The organism is Devosia ginsengisoli (assembly GCF_007859655.1).
Lineage (GTDB): Bacteria > Pseudomonadota > Alphaproteobacteria > Rhizobiales > Devosiaceae > Devosia > Devosia ginsengisoli.
The window spans coordinates 3,580,546-3,595,323 of the sequence record NZ_CP042304.1 but is presented as its reverse complement, the minus strand read 5'-3'; the positions used below and the strand labels follow the sequence as shown (position 1 = coordinate 3,595,323).

At 63.5% G+C, this 14,778-nt stretch carries 14 protein-coding genes; 5 read left to right on the top strand and 9 right to left on the bottom strand.

Annotated elements, in window-relative coordinates:
• Window position 1 precedes the first annotated feature (1 nt).
• The 3 genes from FPZ08_RS17660 to FPZ08_RS17650 all read right to left on the bottom strand — a co-directional run bounded on the left by FPZ08_RS17660 (window position 2) and on the right by FPZ08_RS17650 (window position 3,124).
• Window positions 2-820, bottom strand: coding sequence for a carbohydrate ABC transporter permease (locus FPZ08_RS17660; RefSeq protein ID WP_425457608.1), 819 nt, complete (start codon window positions 818-820; stop codon window positions 2-4).
• Between the two features lie 64 nt (window positions 821-884).
• Window positions 885-1,826 carry a carbohydrate ABC transporter permease gene (locus FPZ08_RS17655; RefSeq protein WP_146291424.1) on the bottom strand — a complete coding sequence of 314 codons (942 nt, stop codon included), beginning with the start codon at window positions 1,824-1,826 and terminating at the stop codon, window positions 885-887.
• A gap of 2 nt (window positions 1,827-1,828) precedes the next feature.
• Window positions 1,829-3,124: an ABC transporter substrate-binding protein gene (locus tag FPZ08_RS17650; protein WP_146291422.1), complete on the bottom strand. Its 1,296-nt coding sequence runs from the start codon at window positions 3,122-3,124 to the stop codon at window positions 1,829-1,831.
• Between the two features lie 457 nt (window positions 3,125-3,581).
• On the opposite strand from FPZ08_RS17650, the gene FPZ08_RS17645 reads away from it, so the two are divergent.
• Entirely contained in the window at window positions 3,582-4,505 is a 924-nt protein-coding gene (locus tag FPZ08_RS17645; RefSeq protein ID WP_186767067.1) for a LysR family transcriptional regulator, read from the top strand.
• 187 nt (window positions 4,506-4,692) lie between these two features.
• On the opposite strand, the gene FPZ08_RS17640 is transcribed toward FPZ08_RS17645, so the two are convergent.
• The 4 genes from FPZ08_RS17640 to FPZ08_RS17625 all read right to left on the bottom strand — a co-directional run bounded on the left by FPZ08_RS17640 (window position 4,693) and on the right by FPZ08_RS17625 (window position 8,630).
• Window positions 4,693-5,382, bottom strand: coding sequence for a TetR/AcrR family transcriptional regulator (locus tag FPZ08_RS17640; RefSeq protein WP_146291418.1), 690 nt, complete (start codon window positions 5,380-5,382; stop codon window positions 4,693-4,695).
• On the bottom strand, window positions 5,333-6,856 hold the full coding sequence (locus tag FPZ08_RS17635; protein ID WP_146291416.1) for a tripartite tricarboxylate transporter permease: 1,524 nt from the start codon (window positions 6,854-6,856) through the stop codon (window positions 5,333-5,335). The genes FPZ08_RS17640 and FPZ08_RS17635 overlap by 50 nt, the downstream gene beginning before the upstream one ends.
• A gap of 9 nt (window positions 6,857-6,865) precedes the next feature.
• Complete coding sequence (locus FPZ08_RS17630; RefSeq protein WP_146291414.1) at window positions 6,866-7,393, bottom strand: tripartite tricarboxylate transporter TctB family protein; 528 nt, start codon at window positions 7,391-7,393, stop codon at window positions 6,866-6,868.
• Between the two features lie 199 nt (window positions 7,394-7,592).
• Complete coding sequence (locus FPZ08_RS17625; RefSeq protein WP_146291412.1) at window positions 7,593-8,630, bottom strand: Bug family tripartite tricarboxylate transporter substrate binding protein; 1,038 nt, start codon at window positions 8,628-8,630, stop codon at window positions 7,593-7,595.
• Between the two features lie 206 nt (window positions 8,631-8,836).
• Here FPZ08_RS17625 and FPZ08_RS17620 point away from each other — a divergent pair, with 206 nt between their 5' ends.
• From FPZ08_RS17620 to FPZ08_RS17605, 4 genes are all read left to right on the top strand, one after another.
• Complete coding sequence (locus FPZ08_RS17620; protein ID WP_186767066.1) at window positions 8,837-9,577, top strand: sulfite exporter TauE/SafE family protein; 741 nt, start codon at window positions 8,837-8,839, stop codon at window positions 9,575-9,577.
• Window positions 9,578-9,837: 260 nt separating this feature from the next.
• Window positions 9,838-10,989, top strand: a complete 1,152-nt coding sequence (locus tag FPZ08_RS17615) for a Gfo/Idh/MocA family protein (protein ID WP_146291409.1) — start codon at window positions 9,838-9,840, stop codon at window positions 10,987-10,989.
• Between the two features lie 99 nt (window positions 10,990-11,088).
• Entirely contained in the window at window positions 11,089-12,261 is a 1,173-nt protein-coding gene (locus tag FPZ08_RS17610; protein WP_146291407.1) for a dihydrodipicolinate synthase family protein, read from the top strand.
• A complete protein-coding gene (locus FPZ08_RS17605) occupies window positions 12,258-13,082 on the top strand; it encodes a sugar phosphate isomerase/epimerase family protein (protein WP_146291406.1) in 825 nt (274 codons plus the stop codon). The genes FPZ08_RS17610 and FPZ08_RS17605 overlap by 4 nt, the downstream gene beginning before the upstream one ends.
• Here FPZ08_RS17605 and FPZ08_RS17600 read toward each other — a convergent pair.
• On the bottom strand, window positions 13,079-13,462 hold the full coding sequence (locus FPZ08_RS17600; protein ID WP_146291404.1) for a DUF2147 domain-containing protein: 384 nt from the start codon (window positions 13,460-13,462) through the stop codon (window positions 13,079-13,081). The two genes, FPZ08_RS17605 and FPZ08_RS17600, sit on opposite strands and share 4 nt — an antisense overlap.
• 110 nt (window positions 13,463-13,572) lie before the next feature.
• Window positions 13,573-14,763 carry a class I SAM-dependent RNA methyltransferase gene (locus tag FPZ08_RS17595; protein ID WP_146291402.1) on the bottom strand — a complete coding sequence of 397 codons (1,191 nt, stop codon included), beginning with the start codon at window positions 14,761-14,763 and terminating at the stop codon, window positions 13,573-13,575.
• Window positions 14,764-14,778 lie beyond the last annotated feature (15 nt).

The following is a 14,778-nucleotide window of genomic DNA, read 5'->3' as shown; positions in this document are numbered from 1 at the left end:
TCTAGCGTTTCATACCGGTAGTGGCGATGCCCTCGATGAGCAGGCGCTGGAAGAACAGGAAGAACAGGAAAATCGGCACGATCGAGAGCACGCTCATGGCGAACAGGCCGCCATAGTCGCTCTCGCCGGTGGAATCCACGAAGGTGCGCAGGCCGAGCATGACGGTATAGTCCTGCATGCGGTTGAGGTAGATCAGCGGCGCGAAGAAATCGTCCCAGGTCCAGATGAAGGTGAAGATGGACACCGTCACCAGCACCGGCATCGAAAGCGGCAGCATGATCTTGTAGAAAATACGCCAGGGCGAGCAGCCGTCCATCATTGCCGCCTCGTCCAGTTCGCGCGGAATGCCGCGGAAGAACTGCACCATCAGGAAGATGAAGAAGGCATCGACGGCGAGGAATTTCGGCACGACCAGCGGCAGGATGGTGTTGATCCAGCCCAGGTCGCGGAACAGCACATATTGGGGAATGAGCGTCACCTGGCTGGGTAACATCAGCGTGCCCAGCATCATGGCGAACCAGAAATTGCGGCCCTTGAAGCGCAGCCGGGCAAAGGCATAGGCGGCCATGGAGCAGGCAATCAGATTGCCCACCACGCTGAGCACCGCGATCACGAAGGAATTCATGAAGAACACGGAGAAGCTGGTGCGCAGCCCGTTCCAGCCGCGGAAGTAGGAATCGATGCTCCAGTCGATCGTGGGCCAGATGCCCGAGGTGAAGATCTGCTCCTGCGGCTTGAGCGAGGCCGAGAGCAGCCAGAGCAGCGGATAGAGCATGATGATGGAGGCGCCGATCAACAGCACATGGGCGCCGATGCTCATGAGGCGCTTGCGCAGGCGCTGCGCGTCGGAATCCCGCCCGGTCACGACGGTCAGGCGTTGGGCATCAATCGTCATAATGCACCCAATACTTGCTGGTGAGGAACGAGAAGGCGGTGAAGCAGGCGATCAGCAGCAGCAGGAACCAGGCCAGAGCCGAGGCATAGCCCATGCGGAAGAAGCTGAAGGCCTCGTTGTAGAGGTAGAGCGTGTAGAACAGCGTCGAATTGATCGGCGCGCCGGTGCCGCCCGAAATGATGAAGGCCGGCGTGAAGCTCTTGAAGGCCTCGATGGTCTGGATGATGGCGTTGAAGAACACGACCGGGGTCAGCAGCGGCAGCGTGATCTTGACGAATTGCCGCCACTTGCCGGCGCCGTCGAGGCTGGCCGCTTCATACATGTCCTGCGGAATCTGCCGCAGCCCGGCGAGGAAAATGATCATGGGCGAGCCGAACTGCCAGATAGACAGGATGATCAGCGTCCACAGCGAATAGTTCGGATTGGAAATCCAGCTCGGGCCGACAATGCCGAAAATGGACAGGACATCATTGACCAGCCCGTCACGGGCGAAAATCTGGCGCCACAGGATGGCGATGGCGACCGAAGCGCCGAGCAGGCTCGGCAGGTAGAACAGCGCGCGATAGAGCGGCAGCCCTTTCATGCCCCGGTTCAGCAGCACGGCCACGCCCAGGGCGAAAGCCAGCTTCAGCGGCACCGAGAAGATCACGAAGAAAAAGGTCACGCGCATCGAGGCCGCAAAGCTGCGGTCATTGGTGAACATGCGCACGTAATTGTCCACGCCCACCCATTCGGCGGGGGTCAGCAGGTCGAAATCGGTGAAGCTGAGATAGAAGGAGGTGATGATCGGCCCGACCGTCAGGCCGAAAAAGCCGATGAACCATGGCAAGAGGAAGAGGTAGCCGGGGGCGTGGTTTTGCCACGCCCTCGACCAGATCGAATTGCCGGATGCGGCATCAGGCACAGCCGCTTCTGCCGCATTCACGGCCATTGTTAGCTAGCCCGGTTCAGGATAGCCGTCGCTTCATCGACGAAGAACTTGCCGGCATCTTCGGCCGAACGGCCGCCAAAGCCCACTTCCTGGCTGAGCACGCGCAGCAGGGAGGTGTCGATTTCGCCCGCGGCATTCGGCGGGGAGGCAGGCAGCGGCCCAAGCAGGTCGCCGAGATTGGCCACGAAGTTGAGCGCGATCTGATCCTGCTCGCTGAGCGTCGGGGCGACAGCGTCGCGCACCGCAGCCGAGCAGGGAATGCCGCGCTCGACACCTAGAACCTTGCCGGCTTCGACATCGTTGACGAAGTAGCTGAGGAAAGCGGCGGCCGCTTCCTTGTTCTGCGACGCACCCGAGATCGACCAGAACTGGCTCGGCTTGCGATAGTGCCCGCCGCCAACGCCGGCGGCGATGCGCGGATAGCTGGTAATGGTCAGCGTATCGGGGTTGATCGACTGGTGGATGACCAACTGGTTGGAGTTGGACGGGATCATGGCGGCCTTGTTGAGGGCGACCATGGAGACTTCGGCTGCGCCGGTATCGAGGGCCTGGTCTTCGGCGGAGTTGATATAGCCCGCGTCGCGGAACTCGTTCCACATGGTGAACCATTCCACCATGTCGTCGACATTGGGGCCCAGCTTGCCTTCAGCCGTATAGAGCGGCTTGCCGCGCTGGCGAATCCAGTTGTCCAGCATGGGTTCGGAGCCCGAGCCGTCGGACATGCCCGTCATGCCGCCACGGATATTGGCAGCCTTGAAGGCTTCGCCGATCTCGCGCATCGTATCATAGGTCCAGTCGCGATCCGGCACGGCGACGCCGGCTTCCTCGAAGGCCGTGGTATTGACCAGCATGGCCACCGAATTGGCGCCCAGGCTGAGGCCGTAGAGTTTGCCATCGACCTTGCCGCCTTCGAGCTGATCCTCGTCAAAATCGTCGAGGTTGAGCACGCCGCCGAGGTAATCATCCATCGGGGCAATGGCGTTGCGCGTGGCGTATTCCACGATGAAGCGGTAGTCCATCTGCAGGACGTCGGGGGCGGTGCCACCGGCGACCTGGGTGGCCAGCTTGGGCCAGTAATCGTTCCAGGACAGGAACTCGCCTTCGGGCGGGGTCGTGCCGGTGGACGCCGCATAGGCGTCGGCAACGGCGAGGGTCCGGTCGGCGCGGGCCTGGCCGCCCCACCAGATCAGGCGCAGGGCCTCATCCTGTGCGAAAGCGGGGCGAAGCCCGAAAGCGCCGGCGGCGGCAAGCGCCGAGGTACCCATCAGGAACTGACGGCGTGGCATACGAAAAGTCATGTGGTTTCCTCCCATGAACAGTGATCGTTCCGCTACCGGAACAGACGCGATCCGCAGCCTCCCCGCTGCTAAATCACCAATCGGTTACATCACGACGCAGGACCGATATCGTTACCGTCGCTGCGAAGTCGTGCTTTCTGCCAAAGTCTCCTTACGCAATTTGCACAAATAACCGACTGGTTACGGCATAGCACACACGTTTGCGGCAAGGCAATCACTTGTATGGAAGATGGGGAAAGCTGGTGAAATCCCGGTTCCGGCAGTGTCCTGCCTGAGCCAAATCGCCCCGGTTTCCCGCTGTTTCGGGCGCCCGCCGCGAACGGGGCACGCCTGTCTCCCATGGCCATTTCGCGGCCGGTTCTTGTCTTGCTGGGCATACCTTGGCGCAGTCTCGACCAAAAGAAAAATACGAAATATCCTGTCCGGTATAGATTGTTTCTATGGCAGGAGGCAGAGGATGGATAAGCTGCTCAACCAGTTCCTCGCGGTAGCGGAGGCCGGCACGATCAGCGCGGCGGCGACGGCCCTGTTCGTCACCCAGCCGACGCTGACCTTCAACATGCGCAAGCTGGAGGAAAATCTCGGCGTGAAGCTGCTGATCCGCACGCCGCGCGGAGTGGAGCTGACCGAATATGGCGAGACGCTGTACCAGAACGGGCGGCTGATGCGCCGGCTCTATGACAATACGCTCAATGCCATCGCCCACCAGCAGGGCCGCACCGAGCAGGGCTTGCGCATCGGCTCGGGCTATTCGTGGTGGACCCTGTTCATCCGCGACATGGTGCTCGACTATTCCAACAGCTATCCCAATGCGCGCATCCATGTGAGCCTGGGCAACCAGTTGCGCTGCATGGACCAGTTGCTGAGTGGCGATATCTCGCTGTTCGTGGCGCATGAAATCGAGGGGCTGAGCCGCAGCACCGGGGCAAGGCTCATTCCGCTGACGCGGGTCGGCCAGGGTTATTTCGTGCGCGAAGGCCACGCCCTGCTCGGCCGCCCGCGTACCATCGCCGAGGTGGAAGCCTATCCGGCAGTAACGAGTTCCCTGCCGGAAGTTCGCCACCAGCGCTTCTTCGAGGCCTGGAGCCGCACCACCACGGCCAGTGCCCCGTTCGACCAGGGCAAATATGTGTTCGCCTCCAATTCGCTGGCGGCCTGCCTCGACTATGTCGAGCGCAGCGACGCCGTGCTCAGCCATACAGAGGTGATGGCCGAGGAATTCATCAGCCGCGGCCTGCGCCAGGTCAGCGTGACCGAGCCGACACGGCAAAGCCTGATCGGCATCTATGTGCTGCTGGAGCGCGCGGAAGAGCCCCGCGTGGCGGAGCTGATCGAGCGATTGCGGGAGAAAGCCGCTACCGTGCTGCCACCGCTGGAATAGGAAGCGCAAGGCAACATCGGGGCTCTCATACCCCCACCCTCATTCCCTCCCCACAAGGGGGAGGGAGGCGCCAGAGCGACCCTCAAGGGTCATCTCGAATATCGACATAGCCACGGAACAGGCTTCCCTCCCCCTTGTGGGGAGGGAGTGAGGGTGGGGGTGTCGAAGTTTCAACGAATGTGGTGACTCAAGCCGGCTTGGTGCGCAGGTAGTCCAGCACCATCTGCACCGCCTGCGCTTCGCGCTCCTGCACCATGTCGATGCCGGCGAGGTCCCGCGCGAAGATCACCGAAAGCGTCGCCATGTTGGACACATAGAAGAAGCCCAAAGCGGCGATGGAGATATAGAGCTGCACCGGATCGACATCGCGGCGGAAAATGCCGATTTCGGCGCCGCGTTCGACAATGGTCCTGATCTGCCCGACCAGAGGGGAATGCAGCCCCTGGATATCGGGCAGGGTCTTCAGGAACCGCGCATTCTCGATGTTTTCGGTGCCGAGCAGGCGCGGAAACCACGGATTGGCGAGGAAGTGGCGGAAGGTGAAGCGCACCAGCCGGTCCATGGCATCGACGGGACCGTATTGGTCGAGGCTCAGCGCCCGCTCGCCGCGGCGGATCTCCTGATAGGCATCGAGCAGGACCGCCCGGTAGAGGTCCTCCTTGTTGCCGAAATAGTGGTAGAGCAGCCGTTTATTGGCGCCGGCCAGCGCGGCAATGGCATCCACCCGCGCGCCCTCGAAACCGCGCTCGGCGAATTCGGCCCGGCCGGCGACGAGGATCGCCGCCTTGGTCTTGATCGAATTGCGCGCCCGCTTGGCCGGGGCCGCCTCAGCTTTGGGCTGGGGCGGCGCGACCGCGGGTGAAGAGGGCTCTGACACGCTTGGATACCGCCGGGATGGACATCAGGATGGTGAAGACGATGATGAGGCAGATAACAGCACTGATCGGACGGGTAAAGAACGGGGTCGGATCGCCATTGGTCAGCAGCAATCCGCGCCGCAGGTTGAGGTCGAGCAGGTCACCCAAGACGATCCCCAGCACCATGGGCGCCATGGGATATTTCATCTCGCGCAGGATGAAGCCAAAGACGCCGAAGCCGAGCATGACATAGACATCGAACATGCGCTGGGTGATGGCGAAGGAACCGACCACGCACAGAATATAGATCACCGCCATCAGCCGCTGACGCGGCACGCGCAGCACCTGGATGAAGACCTTGGTCAGCGACAGGCCGAAGACCAGGTTGGCCAAAGTCGCCAGCAGCAGCATGGCCACGACCTGGTAGAGGAAGACCGGATTTTCTACCATGATCATCGGGCCGGGCCTGATGCCATGGATATACATGGCCGCGATCAGCACGGCCGCGGCGGCCGAGCCGGGCAGCGCCAGCGTAAGCGTGGGGATCATCGCCGCCGACACCACGGCATTGTCGCCGGTTTCCGCCGCGATCAGCCCTTCCTGGCTGCCCTTGCCGAATTCCTCGGGATGCTTGCTCGCCTTCTTGGCCGCGGCATAGGAGGTCCAGGAGCCGACATCCTCGCCAACGCCGGGAATAATGCCGATAAAGGTGCCGATAATGCCGGAGCGGATGATGGTTTTCCAATACTGGAAAATCTCACGGAAGGTCGGCACCACGCGGTCATTGACCGAGGCGACATGGGCCACCGCATTGCGCTTCATGGCGGAGAGGATTTCGGCGAGGCCAAAGGCGCCCACCATGGCCGGGATCAGGTCGATGCCGCCGCCCAGGGCGGGAATGCCGAAGGTGAAGCGCTGGTGCGCATGCAAAGTCTCCATGCCCACCATGGCGACGAGCAGGCCGAGAATGCCGGCTATATAGCCCTTGAGCGGGGTGTCGCTGCCGGTCATCTGGCCCGAAATCACCACGCCGAACAAAGCCAGCCAGAAGAATTCGTAGGAGCCGAATTTCAGTGCCGCTTCGGCCAGGAAGGGCGCGATGATGGCGAGAAAGAAAATGCCGACCAGCGTGCCCAGGGTGGACGAGGTGGTGGCCAGCCCCATGGCGAGGCCCGCTCTGCCCTGCTGGGCCAGAGGATGGCCGTCGAGCGTCGCCGCCGCATTGGCGGGCGTGCCGGGAATATTGAGCAGGATGGCGGTGCGGCTGCCGCCATAGATGGCGCCGAGATAGACGCACATCAGCGTCAGGATCGCCTGGTCGGGCGCCATCTTGTAGGTGAGCGTGACCAGCAGCGCCACGCCCATGGTGGCGGTCAAGCCCGGCAGGATGCCGATGACCACGCCGAGCAGGGTCGCCCAGGCGACATTGAACAGCGAGGCGGGGGTGAGGAAATGGCCAATGCCCTGACCGAGAAGGAGCAGTCCGTCAAACATCTGGAATCCTTACGGCAGGCGCACGAGGAAGATACGTTCGAAGACGAGGTAGATGCCCCCGCCTCCCAGCACGGCAATAGCGATGGCCCAGGCCAGGCTCGACAGCGGCGTGACCGGCCCATCGGCCAGCCAGGTCTCGAAGATCATGATGAAGGCGAAGATGAACAGCATGGCCGCGGCCCAGAAGGGCAGCCAGCCGACCAGGATCAGCGTATGCACCAGCGCCAGGCCCAGGATGACCATTACGCGGAGCGCTTGTTTGGTGGTGAAGACACCGGCCAGGCCGCGCCAGCCGCCTTCGGCCTCGATGCGCCAGGAACGCAGCCCCAGCAGCAGGCCGCACAGCGTCAGCCCCACCGACAGGATCAGCGGCACCAGGCCCGGAATGGTGGCCGGATGAATGTGCCGCGCCTCGAGGCGCGGCATGGTCCAGGACAGGTAGAAAATGGTGAGGCCCAGCCCCACCAGCACGAATGATGTCAGCAGATCGGCCCGCGCCCTGATAGCGCGTTCGCCTGCTTCAGCCGGTGTGTCCAATGCCCGCCTCCCTAGATACTATTCTTGCCCTGTGCGCGCGGCCCACCCCCACCCTTGATCCCTCCCCACAGGGGGAGGGAGACGATGAACACCGGCATTGGAGCTGGCGCCTCCCTCCCCTCGATGGGGAGGGATTGAGGGTGGGGTGGAGTCACGCGCCGAGGCAGCGCAAAGGAGCACTGCCTCGGCGGAGCTTAGCTTACTTCCCGACTTCGGTGCGGGTCTCGCAGTCGATGCCGATGGTGGAGGGGTCGTTGACCGCCTCGCCGCGCGCCACCGACGAGCAGGCTTCCAGGATCGCGACCGGCATGGCCATGGCACGCGCCTCGGCCCCATAGGAGGGGGCGAAGACCGCGCCGAAGGTTTCGGCATAGGTCTTGAGTTCGGGCGAGTTCATCACCTTGTCGGCCCAGATGGCATCGACCGTGGCCAGCACTTCGGGCGGCGCATCGGCCGGAATGAAGATGCCGAAATAGTCGGGAGCCAGTTCCATATCCGGAATCCAGTCGGTGATCGGCGGAATGGGATCGACCCCATCCAGCAGCAGCGGCTGGTCGGACAGCACGGCCAGGGCCGTCAGGCGCCCGCCACGGATCAGCTCGGTCTGTTCCACCGCAAGCTGGGTGGTGACCATGGCTTCGCCCGCCGCGGTGGCAATGGCGGCCGGGCCACCACCATCATAGGTGATCATGTTGTAGTCAAAGCCGTCGGCCGCGTCGGACAGGGCCGCAATGGCCGTGCCGCCCGAGGAGGTGATGCCGGCCGTGGCAACGGTTATCTCGCCGCCGCGTGTCTTGAGCGCTTCCAGCAACTGGCCGAAATCGGTGAATTCGCTGCCGGCCGGCACGCTGACGACGGGCACGTTGGCAACGGAGAGATAGATGTGCCAGTCATCGATATCGGTGCCTTCGAGCAGGCCCGACACCGAATAGGTGGCGTTATTGGCGATGGCATTGGCCGTCCAGGTATAGCCGTCATGCGGGGCATTCAGCACTTCCTGGGTGCCGATGGCGCCCGAGGCGCCCGGCTGGTTGACCACAACCACATCCACGCCCAGGGCTTCGCCCAGGATCGGCGCGGTGACGCGGGTCACCTGGTCGGTCGAGCCGCCGGCGCCCCAGGGCACGATCAGGTTGATCGGGCGGTCGGGCTTCCATTCCTGCGCGGCGACCAGCGACGAGCTCAGCAGCAACGTTGCAACGCTGCCGGCCAGCACAAACCGTAAGTCACGATTCATCTGCATCCTCCCTTGATGTCGAAGGCCGGACTTTTGTCCTCGGCCCATCATGCAGACTGCAGCAGCGCTCCGGCACTGTCAACCAAGTAACTACCCGGTGACTATTGACAGTGGAACGGGGAAACAGGATTTTCCTTTTCCATCATATGGATGATTGCCCTGGCCGTTCCGGCCCGGCCATCACCTGTACCGGGCAGGGAACACAAATGGACGTGACGGCGGCTCTCATCATGACGGCGGCGCTGGCAGCGGGCGCCGTGGTCAAGGGCGCCACCGGCATGGGCCTGCCGCTGATCGCCCTGCCGGTGCTGACATCGGCCTTCGGCCTGCAGCATGCCGTGGGCCTGATGACCATTCCGCTCATCGTCACCAATGTCTGGCAGGTCTGGCGCTTCCGGGGCCAGTCCCGCTCGGACCGGCTGGCCTTCATGCCGGTCTTCCTCATTGCCGGCGCAGTCGGCATCGGCATCGGCACCTGGGCGCTGACCACCCTGCCCGAGCGCGTGCTGGTGCTGGTTCTTGGCCTGTTGCTGCTGGCCTATATCGGGCTGCGGCTGGTGACGCCGCATTGGTCGCTCGGCGCCGTGCTGGCGGGGCGGCTGGCGCCGCTGACCGGCGTGGGCGCGGGCATATTGCAAGGCGCGACCGGCATTTCCTCACCCATCGGGGTGACCTTCATCCATGCCATGAATCTCGCGCGCGACGCCCATGTCTTCGCCGTTTCGGCCATGTTCCTGCTGTTCTCGCTAGTACAGGTGCCGGCGCTGTGGGCCGCCGGCGTCATGCGGCCGGAATGGATATTGCAGGGCCTGCTGGCGCTCATCCCCATCGTCGTCTTCATGCCTGTCGGCCAATGGATCAGCGGCAAGCTTAGCCGCAAGGCCTTCGACCGCATGATCCTGATTTTCCTGGCGGTAATCGGCCTGACCATGGTGCTGGGGCTGTAGGACACTGCCCCTCTCCCCTTGAGGGAGAGGGTGGTTTTCCGCGTTCAGCGGAAAACCGGGTGAGGGGTTCTGCGCCATCCCATGCTTCGATGGTTGTGGAACCAACCCCTCATCCGCCCTTCGGGCACCTTCTCCCTCAAGGGGAGAAGGGAAGAGTCCTCATCCCAAAGTCTTCCATACATCCCGCTTGACGCCACCACCCTGTCGCGTGTAGCTAAGTAACTAATCAGTTACACGCCGGATGCGGCAGGGAGGAACGAATGGCAGACAGGCGGCTTGGACTCATCATGCACGGGGTCACCGGGCGCATGGGGTATAACCAGCATCTGGTGCGCTCGATCCTGGCCATCCGCGACCAGGGCGGCGTGGTGCTGTCCAATGGCGATCGCCTCGTGGTCGATCCGATCATCGTTGGCCGCGACGCCGACAAGATCGAGCGGCTCGCCAAGAAGCACGACATCAAGCGCTGGGGCAGCGATCTTGATGCCGCCCTCGCCAATCCTGACGACACCGTCTTCTTCGATGCCGGCACGACGCTGATGCGCGCGAGCCTGCTGGAGCGGGCTCTGGCCGCCGGCAAGCATGTCTATTGCGAAAAGCCGACTTCGGATTCCCTCGATGTCGCGCTTAACCTGGCCAAGACCGCCCGCGCCTCGGGGCTCAAGCATGGCGTGGTGCAGGACAAGCTGTTCCTGCCCGGCCTGCTGAAGCTGAAAATGCTGCGCGACAGCGGCTTCTTCGGCAAGATACTCTCGGTGCGCGGCGAGTTCGGCTATTGGGTGTTCGAGGGCGACTGGCAGCCGGCGCAGCGCCCGAGCTGGAACTATCGCAAGGCCGACGGCGGCGGCATCATCCTCGACATGCTCTGCCACTGGCGCTACGTGCTCGACAACCTGTTCGGGGAAGTCCAGGCCGTGTCGTGCCTCGGCGCCACGCATATCCCCGAGCGCGTCGACGAGAAGGGCAATCGCTTCACCGCCGATACGGATGATGCGGCCTATGCCACGTTCCAGCTCGAAGGCGGTGTCGTCGCCCAGATCAATTCAAGCTGGACCACCCGCGTGCGCCGGGATGACCTCGTCACCTTCCATGTCGATGGTACGCATGGTTCGGCCGTGGCGGGCCTCCACAAATGCTGGAGCCAGCATCGCATCAACACGCCCAAGCCGGTGTGGAACCCCGACCAGCCGCAGACCATGAACTTCTTCAACGACTGGGAAGAAGTGCCCGACAACTGGCCGGCGCAGAACGGCTTCAAGGCGCAGTGGGAAATGTTCCTCCGCCATGTCGCCGAAGACGCGCCGTGGGAATACGGCCTCGAAGCCGGTGCCAAGGGCGTCCAGCTCGCCGAACTCGGCCTCAAGAGCTGGGCCGAACGCCGCTGGCTCGACGTGCCGAAGCTGGAATTCTAGTCGCTGCACTACCCCCACGCACAGTGTCACCCCGGCCTCGAGCCGGGGCCCAAGGCCGGGGTGACACCGAATTCGTTGAGACTTTTGAGGAAGTCGAACATGACAACCATCAACCTGCCCAATCCCGACCGGAGCATCGCGCCTTACAGGCTGACCGGCACGCCGATCCCTTTCGTCCGGCACAAGGCATCCGACTTCAACCGCATCGCCTATGCCGCCGCCCATGTCGTGGCCGATCCGCTGGCCAATAACGACCCCTGGCTGACTCCCGCCATCGACTGGGACACGACGCTCAAATTCCGCCATCGCCTGTGGGATCTCGGGCTCGGCGTCGCCGAAGCCATGGATACCGCCCAGCGCGGCATGGGGCTGGGCTGGGCCGAGGCGCAGGAACTGATCCGCCGGGCGCAGGCCGAAGCCCGCACGCGCGACGACAGCCTCATCGCCTATGGCGCCGGCACGGACCACCTGGCCCCCGGCCCCGATGTCGGCATCGACGACATCATCAAGGCCTATGAGGAGCAGGTCGGGTTCGTGGAAGGTCAGGGCGGCCGCGTCATTCTGATGGCCTCGCGGGCGCTGGCCGCCGCGGCCAGGTCGCCGGATGATTACGCCAAGGTCTATGGCCGCATCCTGAGCCAGGTGAAGCAGCCGGTCATCATGCACTGGCTGGGCGAGATGTTCGACCCGGCCCTACAGGGCTATTGGGGCCATGGCGACCACGACAAGGCCATGGATGTTTGCCTCGACGTCATCGCCGCCAATGCCGACAAGGTCGACGGCATCAAGATTTCCCTGCTCTCGGCGGAAAAGGAAATCGCCATGCGCCGGCGGCTTCCAGCCAGCGTCAAGATGTATACGGGCGACGACTTCAACTATGCCGAACTGATATCAGGCGACGACCAGGGCTATAGCCACGCTTTGCTCGGCATTTTCGACGCCATCGCCCCGGCCGCCTCGGCGGGGCTCGCCGCGCTCGGCAAGGGCAATAATAACGAATTCTTCGACCTGCTCGAACCCACCGTGCCGCTCAGCCGCCACATCTTCGCGGCGCCGACCCGGTTCTACAAGACCGGCGTCGTGTTCCTCGCCTATCTCAACGGACTGCAGGATCACTTCCAGATGGTCGGCGGGCAGCAATCGACCCGCTCGATCCAGCATCTGAGCGAGCTGTTCCGCCTTGCGGATAAAGCACGTGTCTTAAGTGACCCCGATTTGGCCGTTTCGCGCATGAATGCGGTGCTCAACGTTAACAGTGTGCTAACCAAATGACCCAACGCGCTATCTCGCTGAACCTCGCCACCACCCGTCAGGTCTGGGGCTTTGCCGAAGCCGTGGACGGGTGCCTGAGGGCCGGAATCACGGCCATTTCGCCCTGGCGCGACCAGATCGCGGCCATCGGACTCGACGAGGCGGCACGCATCGTCAAGGCCAATGACTTGCAGGTCACTGGCGTCTGCCGCGGCGGCATGTTCCCCGCTGAAACCGCCGCCGGGCGACAGGCCAATATCGATGATAACCTGCGCGCCATCGACGAAGCGGCGGCGCTCAATGCCGATTGCCTCGTGCTGGTGGTTGGCGGATTACCCGGCAGTTCCAAGGACTTGCCGGGGGCACGGCAGATGGTGACCGATGGCATCGCCGCCATGCTGCCCCACGCCCGCGCCTCGGGGATAAAGATCGCCATTGAGCCGCTGCACCCAATGTACGCCGCCGACCGGGCCTGCGTGAACACGATCGACCAGGCACTCGACATCTGCGAGACGCTGGGCGAAACCGTCGGTGTCGCCGTGGACGTCTACCATGTCTGGTGGGACCCGCGGCTGGCGCAAGCCATTGCCCGCGCCGGCCGCATGAAGCGAATTTTTGCCCATCACATCTGCGACTGGCTGGTGCCGACCAAAGACATGCTGCTCGACCGCGGCATGATGGGCGACGGCGTCATCGACCTGCCCGCGATCCGCAAAATGATCGAGAATGCCGGCTTTTACGGGCCGCAGGAAGTCGAGATTTTCAGCCAGGACAATTGGTGGAAGCGCGATGGCGACGAGGTTCTATCAGTCATCAAGGAGCGCGTCGCCAGCGTCTGTTAGGCGCGGGTATAGGTCAGCGTCTGGCAGAAAATACCGCCACGGCAGCCCTGGATATCGATGGTGTCGGGGCTGGTCATGGTGACCGTGGCCTGGGCGCTGATGCCGCCGGCGGACAGTTCACCCTTCCACTGGTTGGGCGCAACCTGCTCGGCCTGCATGACCTGCTTGCCGACAAAGGCCAGGTTTTCCTCGGTGGCCGACTTGCCTTCAAGGTTGGTCAGCACGCCGCACAGGTCCGTGCCATCGCCGCAGAGCGAGAACTTGAAGGACGTGCCCCAGGAATCGACAAAGGTGCCGGAAGGTGTAGCCGTAGCGGCAAAGGCGGGGATGATGGTGGCAGCGCATAGGGCGCCAATGGCAAGAATTTTCTGAATACGCATGGTATCTCTCCACGCGACTACACCCGCCCCAGGCCGTCGCTCAGTTCATGATTGATGAGTAGCCAACGTCAACACGCCCGAGACGGTTGCGTTGGCGACGTCATTCGTGATTAGCGACGAAATGTGGCAGCAATTTCGACATGGGTGGATTGGGTGAACTGATCCACGGCCACGAGGTCGCTCATGGCATAGCCCCCAGCGATGAGGAGTGCTGCGTCGCGGGCGAAAGTCCTGCTGTCACAGGCGACCATGACCACGGTCTTTACCTTGGATGCGGCCAGTTCCCGGACCTGCGCCTCGGCCCCGGCCCGGGGCGGATCGAGCACCACGGCCTCGTAGGGCAGTTCGAACCGGGTCAGCGGATCCCGGAACAGGTCGCGTGGTTTGGCCGTCACCTCGCGCAGGCCCTTGGCGAAGCGGCGCGCCTTGTCTAGCGCGGCAATGCCGGCTTTGTCGCTGTCGAAAGCGGCTACCGGCCGCTGCTCGGCCAGCCGCAGGGCGAAAGGCCCGATGCCGCAGAACAGGTCGGCCACGGTTTTCGCCTTGCCCACGGCATCAAGCACGTAATCGGCCAGGATATTTTCCGCGGCCTCGGTGGCCTGCAGGAAGCTGCCGATCGGCAATTCCACCTGCGCCCGGCCCATGCCGATCAGCGGCGGTTGGGCCTGCAGCACCATTTCACCATTGAGAGCCAGCCGCGCCAGCCTGAAGCGCCCGGCCAGCGGCGCCACGCGATCGGCGCGAGCCTGCTTCTTTTCGGTGCGGATGGCGACATCGAGCCCGCTCAACGTGGCGGTGAAACTCACATCGGCCTCGCCCACGACCTGCATTACCGCGCGGGCAATGTCCGGCGCTTTGGCGAGAGCCGGCACCAGAATGGGGCAGACATCGAGGTCATGCACCTGGTGGCTGCGCAGGCGCATATACCCGGCGCCTTCGCGCCGGGCATGTAGGGTCGCCCGGCGGCGCCCGTCGCCTGAAGCGTCGATGAAGCGGGACACTTTCTGGTCGATGCCGGCAAATTGCAGCGGCGTCTCCACCAGAGCGGTCTTGAAGGCCTCGTAGCTCGGGCGATCCATATGCTGGAGCTGGCAGCCGCAGGCGCCGAAATGCGGGCAGAAAGGCGCGATGCGATTGGGCGCCGGGGTGACCACAGCCAGCAAAGTGCCGCGATCGCCCTCGGCGAGGATTTCCACCACCTCGCCGGGCAGCGCCAAGGGCACGAAGAGTTTGCGCCCGTCGATCTCGGCGACACCCTCGCCCTTGTGGCCGAGGCTGGTAATGGTGGTGGTGGTTGTCATGGATATCCGGGGCTT

Excerpts from the sequence above, each read along its gene's own strand:
- FPZ08_RS17660 (WP_425457608.1), bottom strand. The coding sequence starts at position 820 with ATGAGCATCGGCGCCCATGTGCTGTTGATCGGCGCCTCCATCATCATG.
- FPZ08_RS17655 (WP_146291424.1), bottom strand. The coding sequence starts at position 1,826 with ATGGCCGTGAATGCGGCAGAAGCGGCTGTGCCTGATGCCGCATCCGGC.
- FPZ08_RS17650 (WP_146291422.1), bottom strand. The coding sequence starts at position 3,124 with ATGACTTTTCGTATGCCACGCCGTCAGTTCCTGATGGGTACCTCGGCG.
- FPZ08_RS17645 (WP_186767067.1), top strand. The coding sequence starts at position 3,582 with ATGGATAAGCTGCTCAACCAGTTCCTCGCGGTAGCGGAGGCCGGCACG.
- FPZ08_RS17635 (WP_146291416.1), bottom strand. The coding sequence starts at position 6,856 with ATGTTTGACGGACTGCTCCTTCTCGGTCAGGGCATTGGCCATTTCCTC.
- FPZ08_RS17625 (WP_146291412.1), bottom strand. The coding sequence starts at position 8,630 with ATGAATCGTGACTTACGGTTTGTGCTGGCCGGCAGCGTTGCAACGTTG.
- FPZ08_RS17620 (WP_186767066.1), top strand. The coding sequence starts at position 8,837 with ATGGACGTGACGGCGGCTCTCATCATGACGGCGGCGCTGGCAGCGGGC.
- FPZ08_RS17615 (WP_146291409.1), top strand. The coding sequence starts at position 9,838 with ATGGCAGACAGGCGGCTTGGACTCATCATGCACGGGGTCACCGGGCGC.
- FPZ08_RS17610 (WP_146291407.1), top strand. The coding sequence starts at position 11,089 with ATGACAACCATCAACCTGCCCAATCCCGACCGGAGCATCGCGCCTTAC.
- FPZ08_RS17605 (WP_146291406.1), top strand. The coding sequence starts at position 12,258 with ATGACCCAACGCGCTATCTCGCTGAACCTCGCCACCACCCGTCAGGTC.
- FPZ08_RS17600 (WP_146291404.1), bottom strand. The coding sequence starts at position 13,462 with ATGCGTATTCAGAAAATTCTTGCCATTGGCGCCCTATGCGCTGCCACC.
- FPZ08_RS17595 (WP_146291402.1), bottom strand. The coding sequence starts at position 14,763 with ATGACAACCACCACCACCATTACCAGCCTCGGCCACAAGGGCGAGGGT.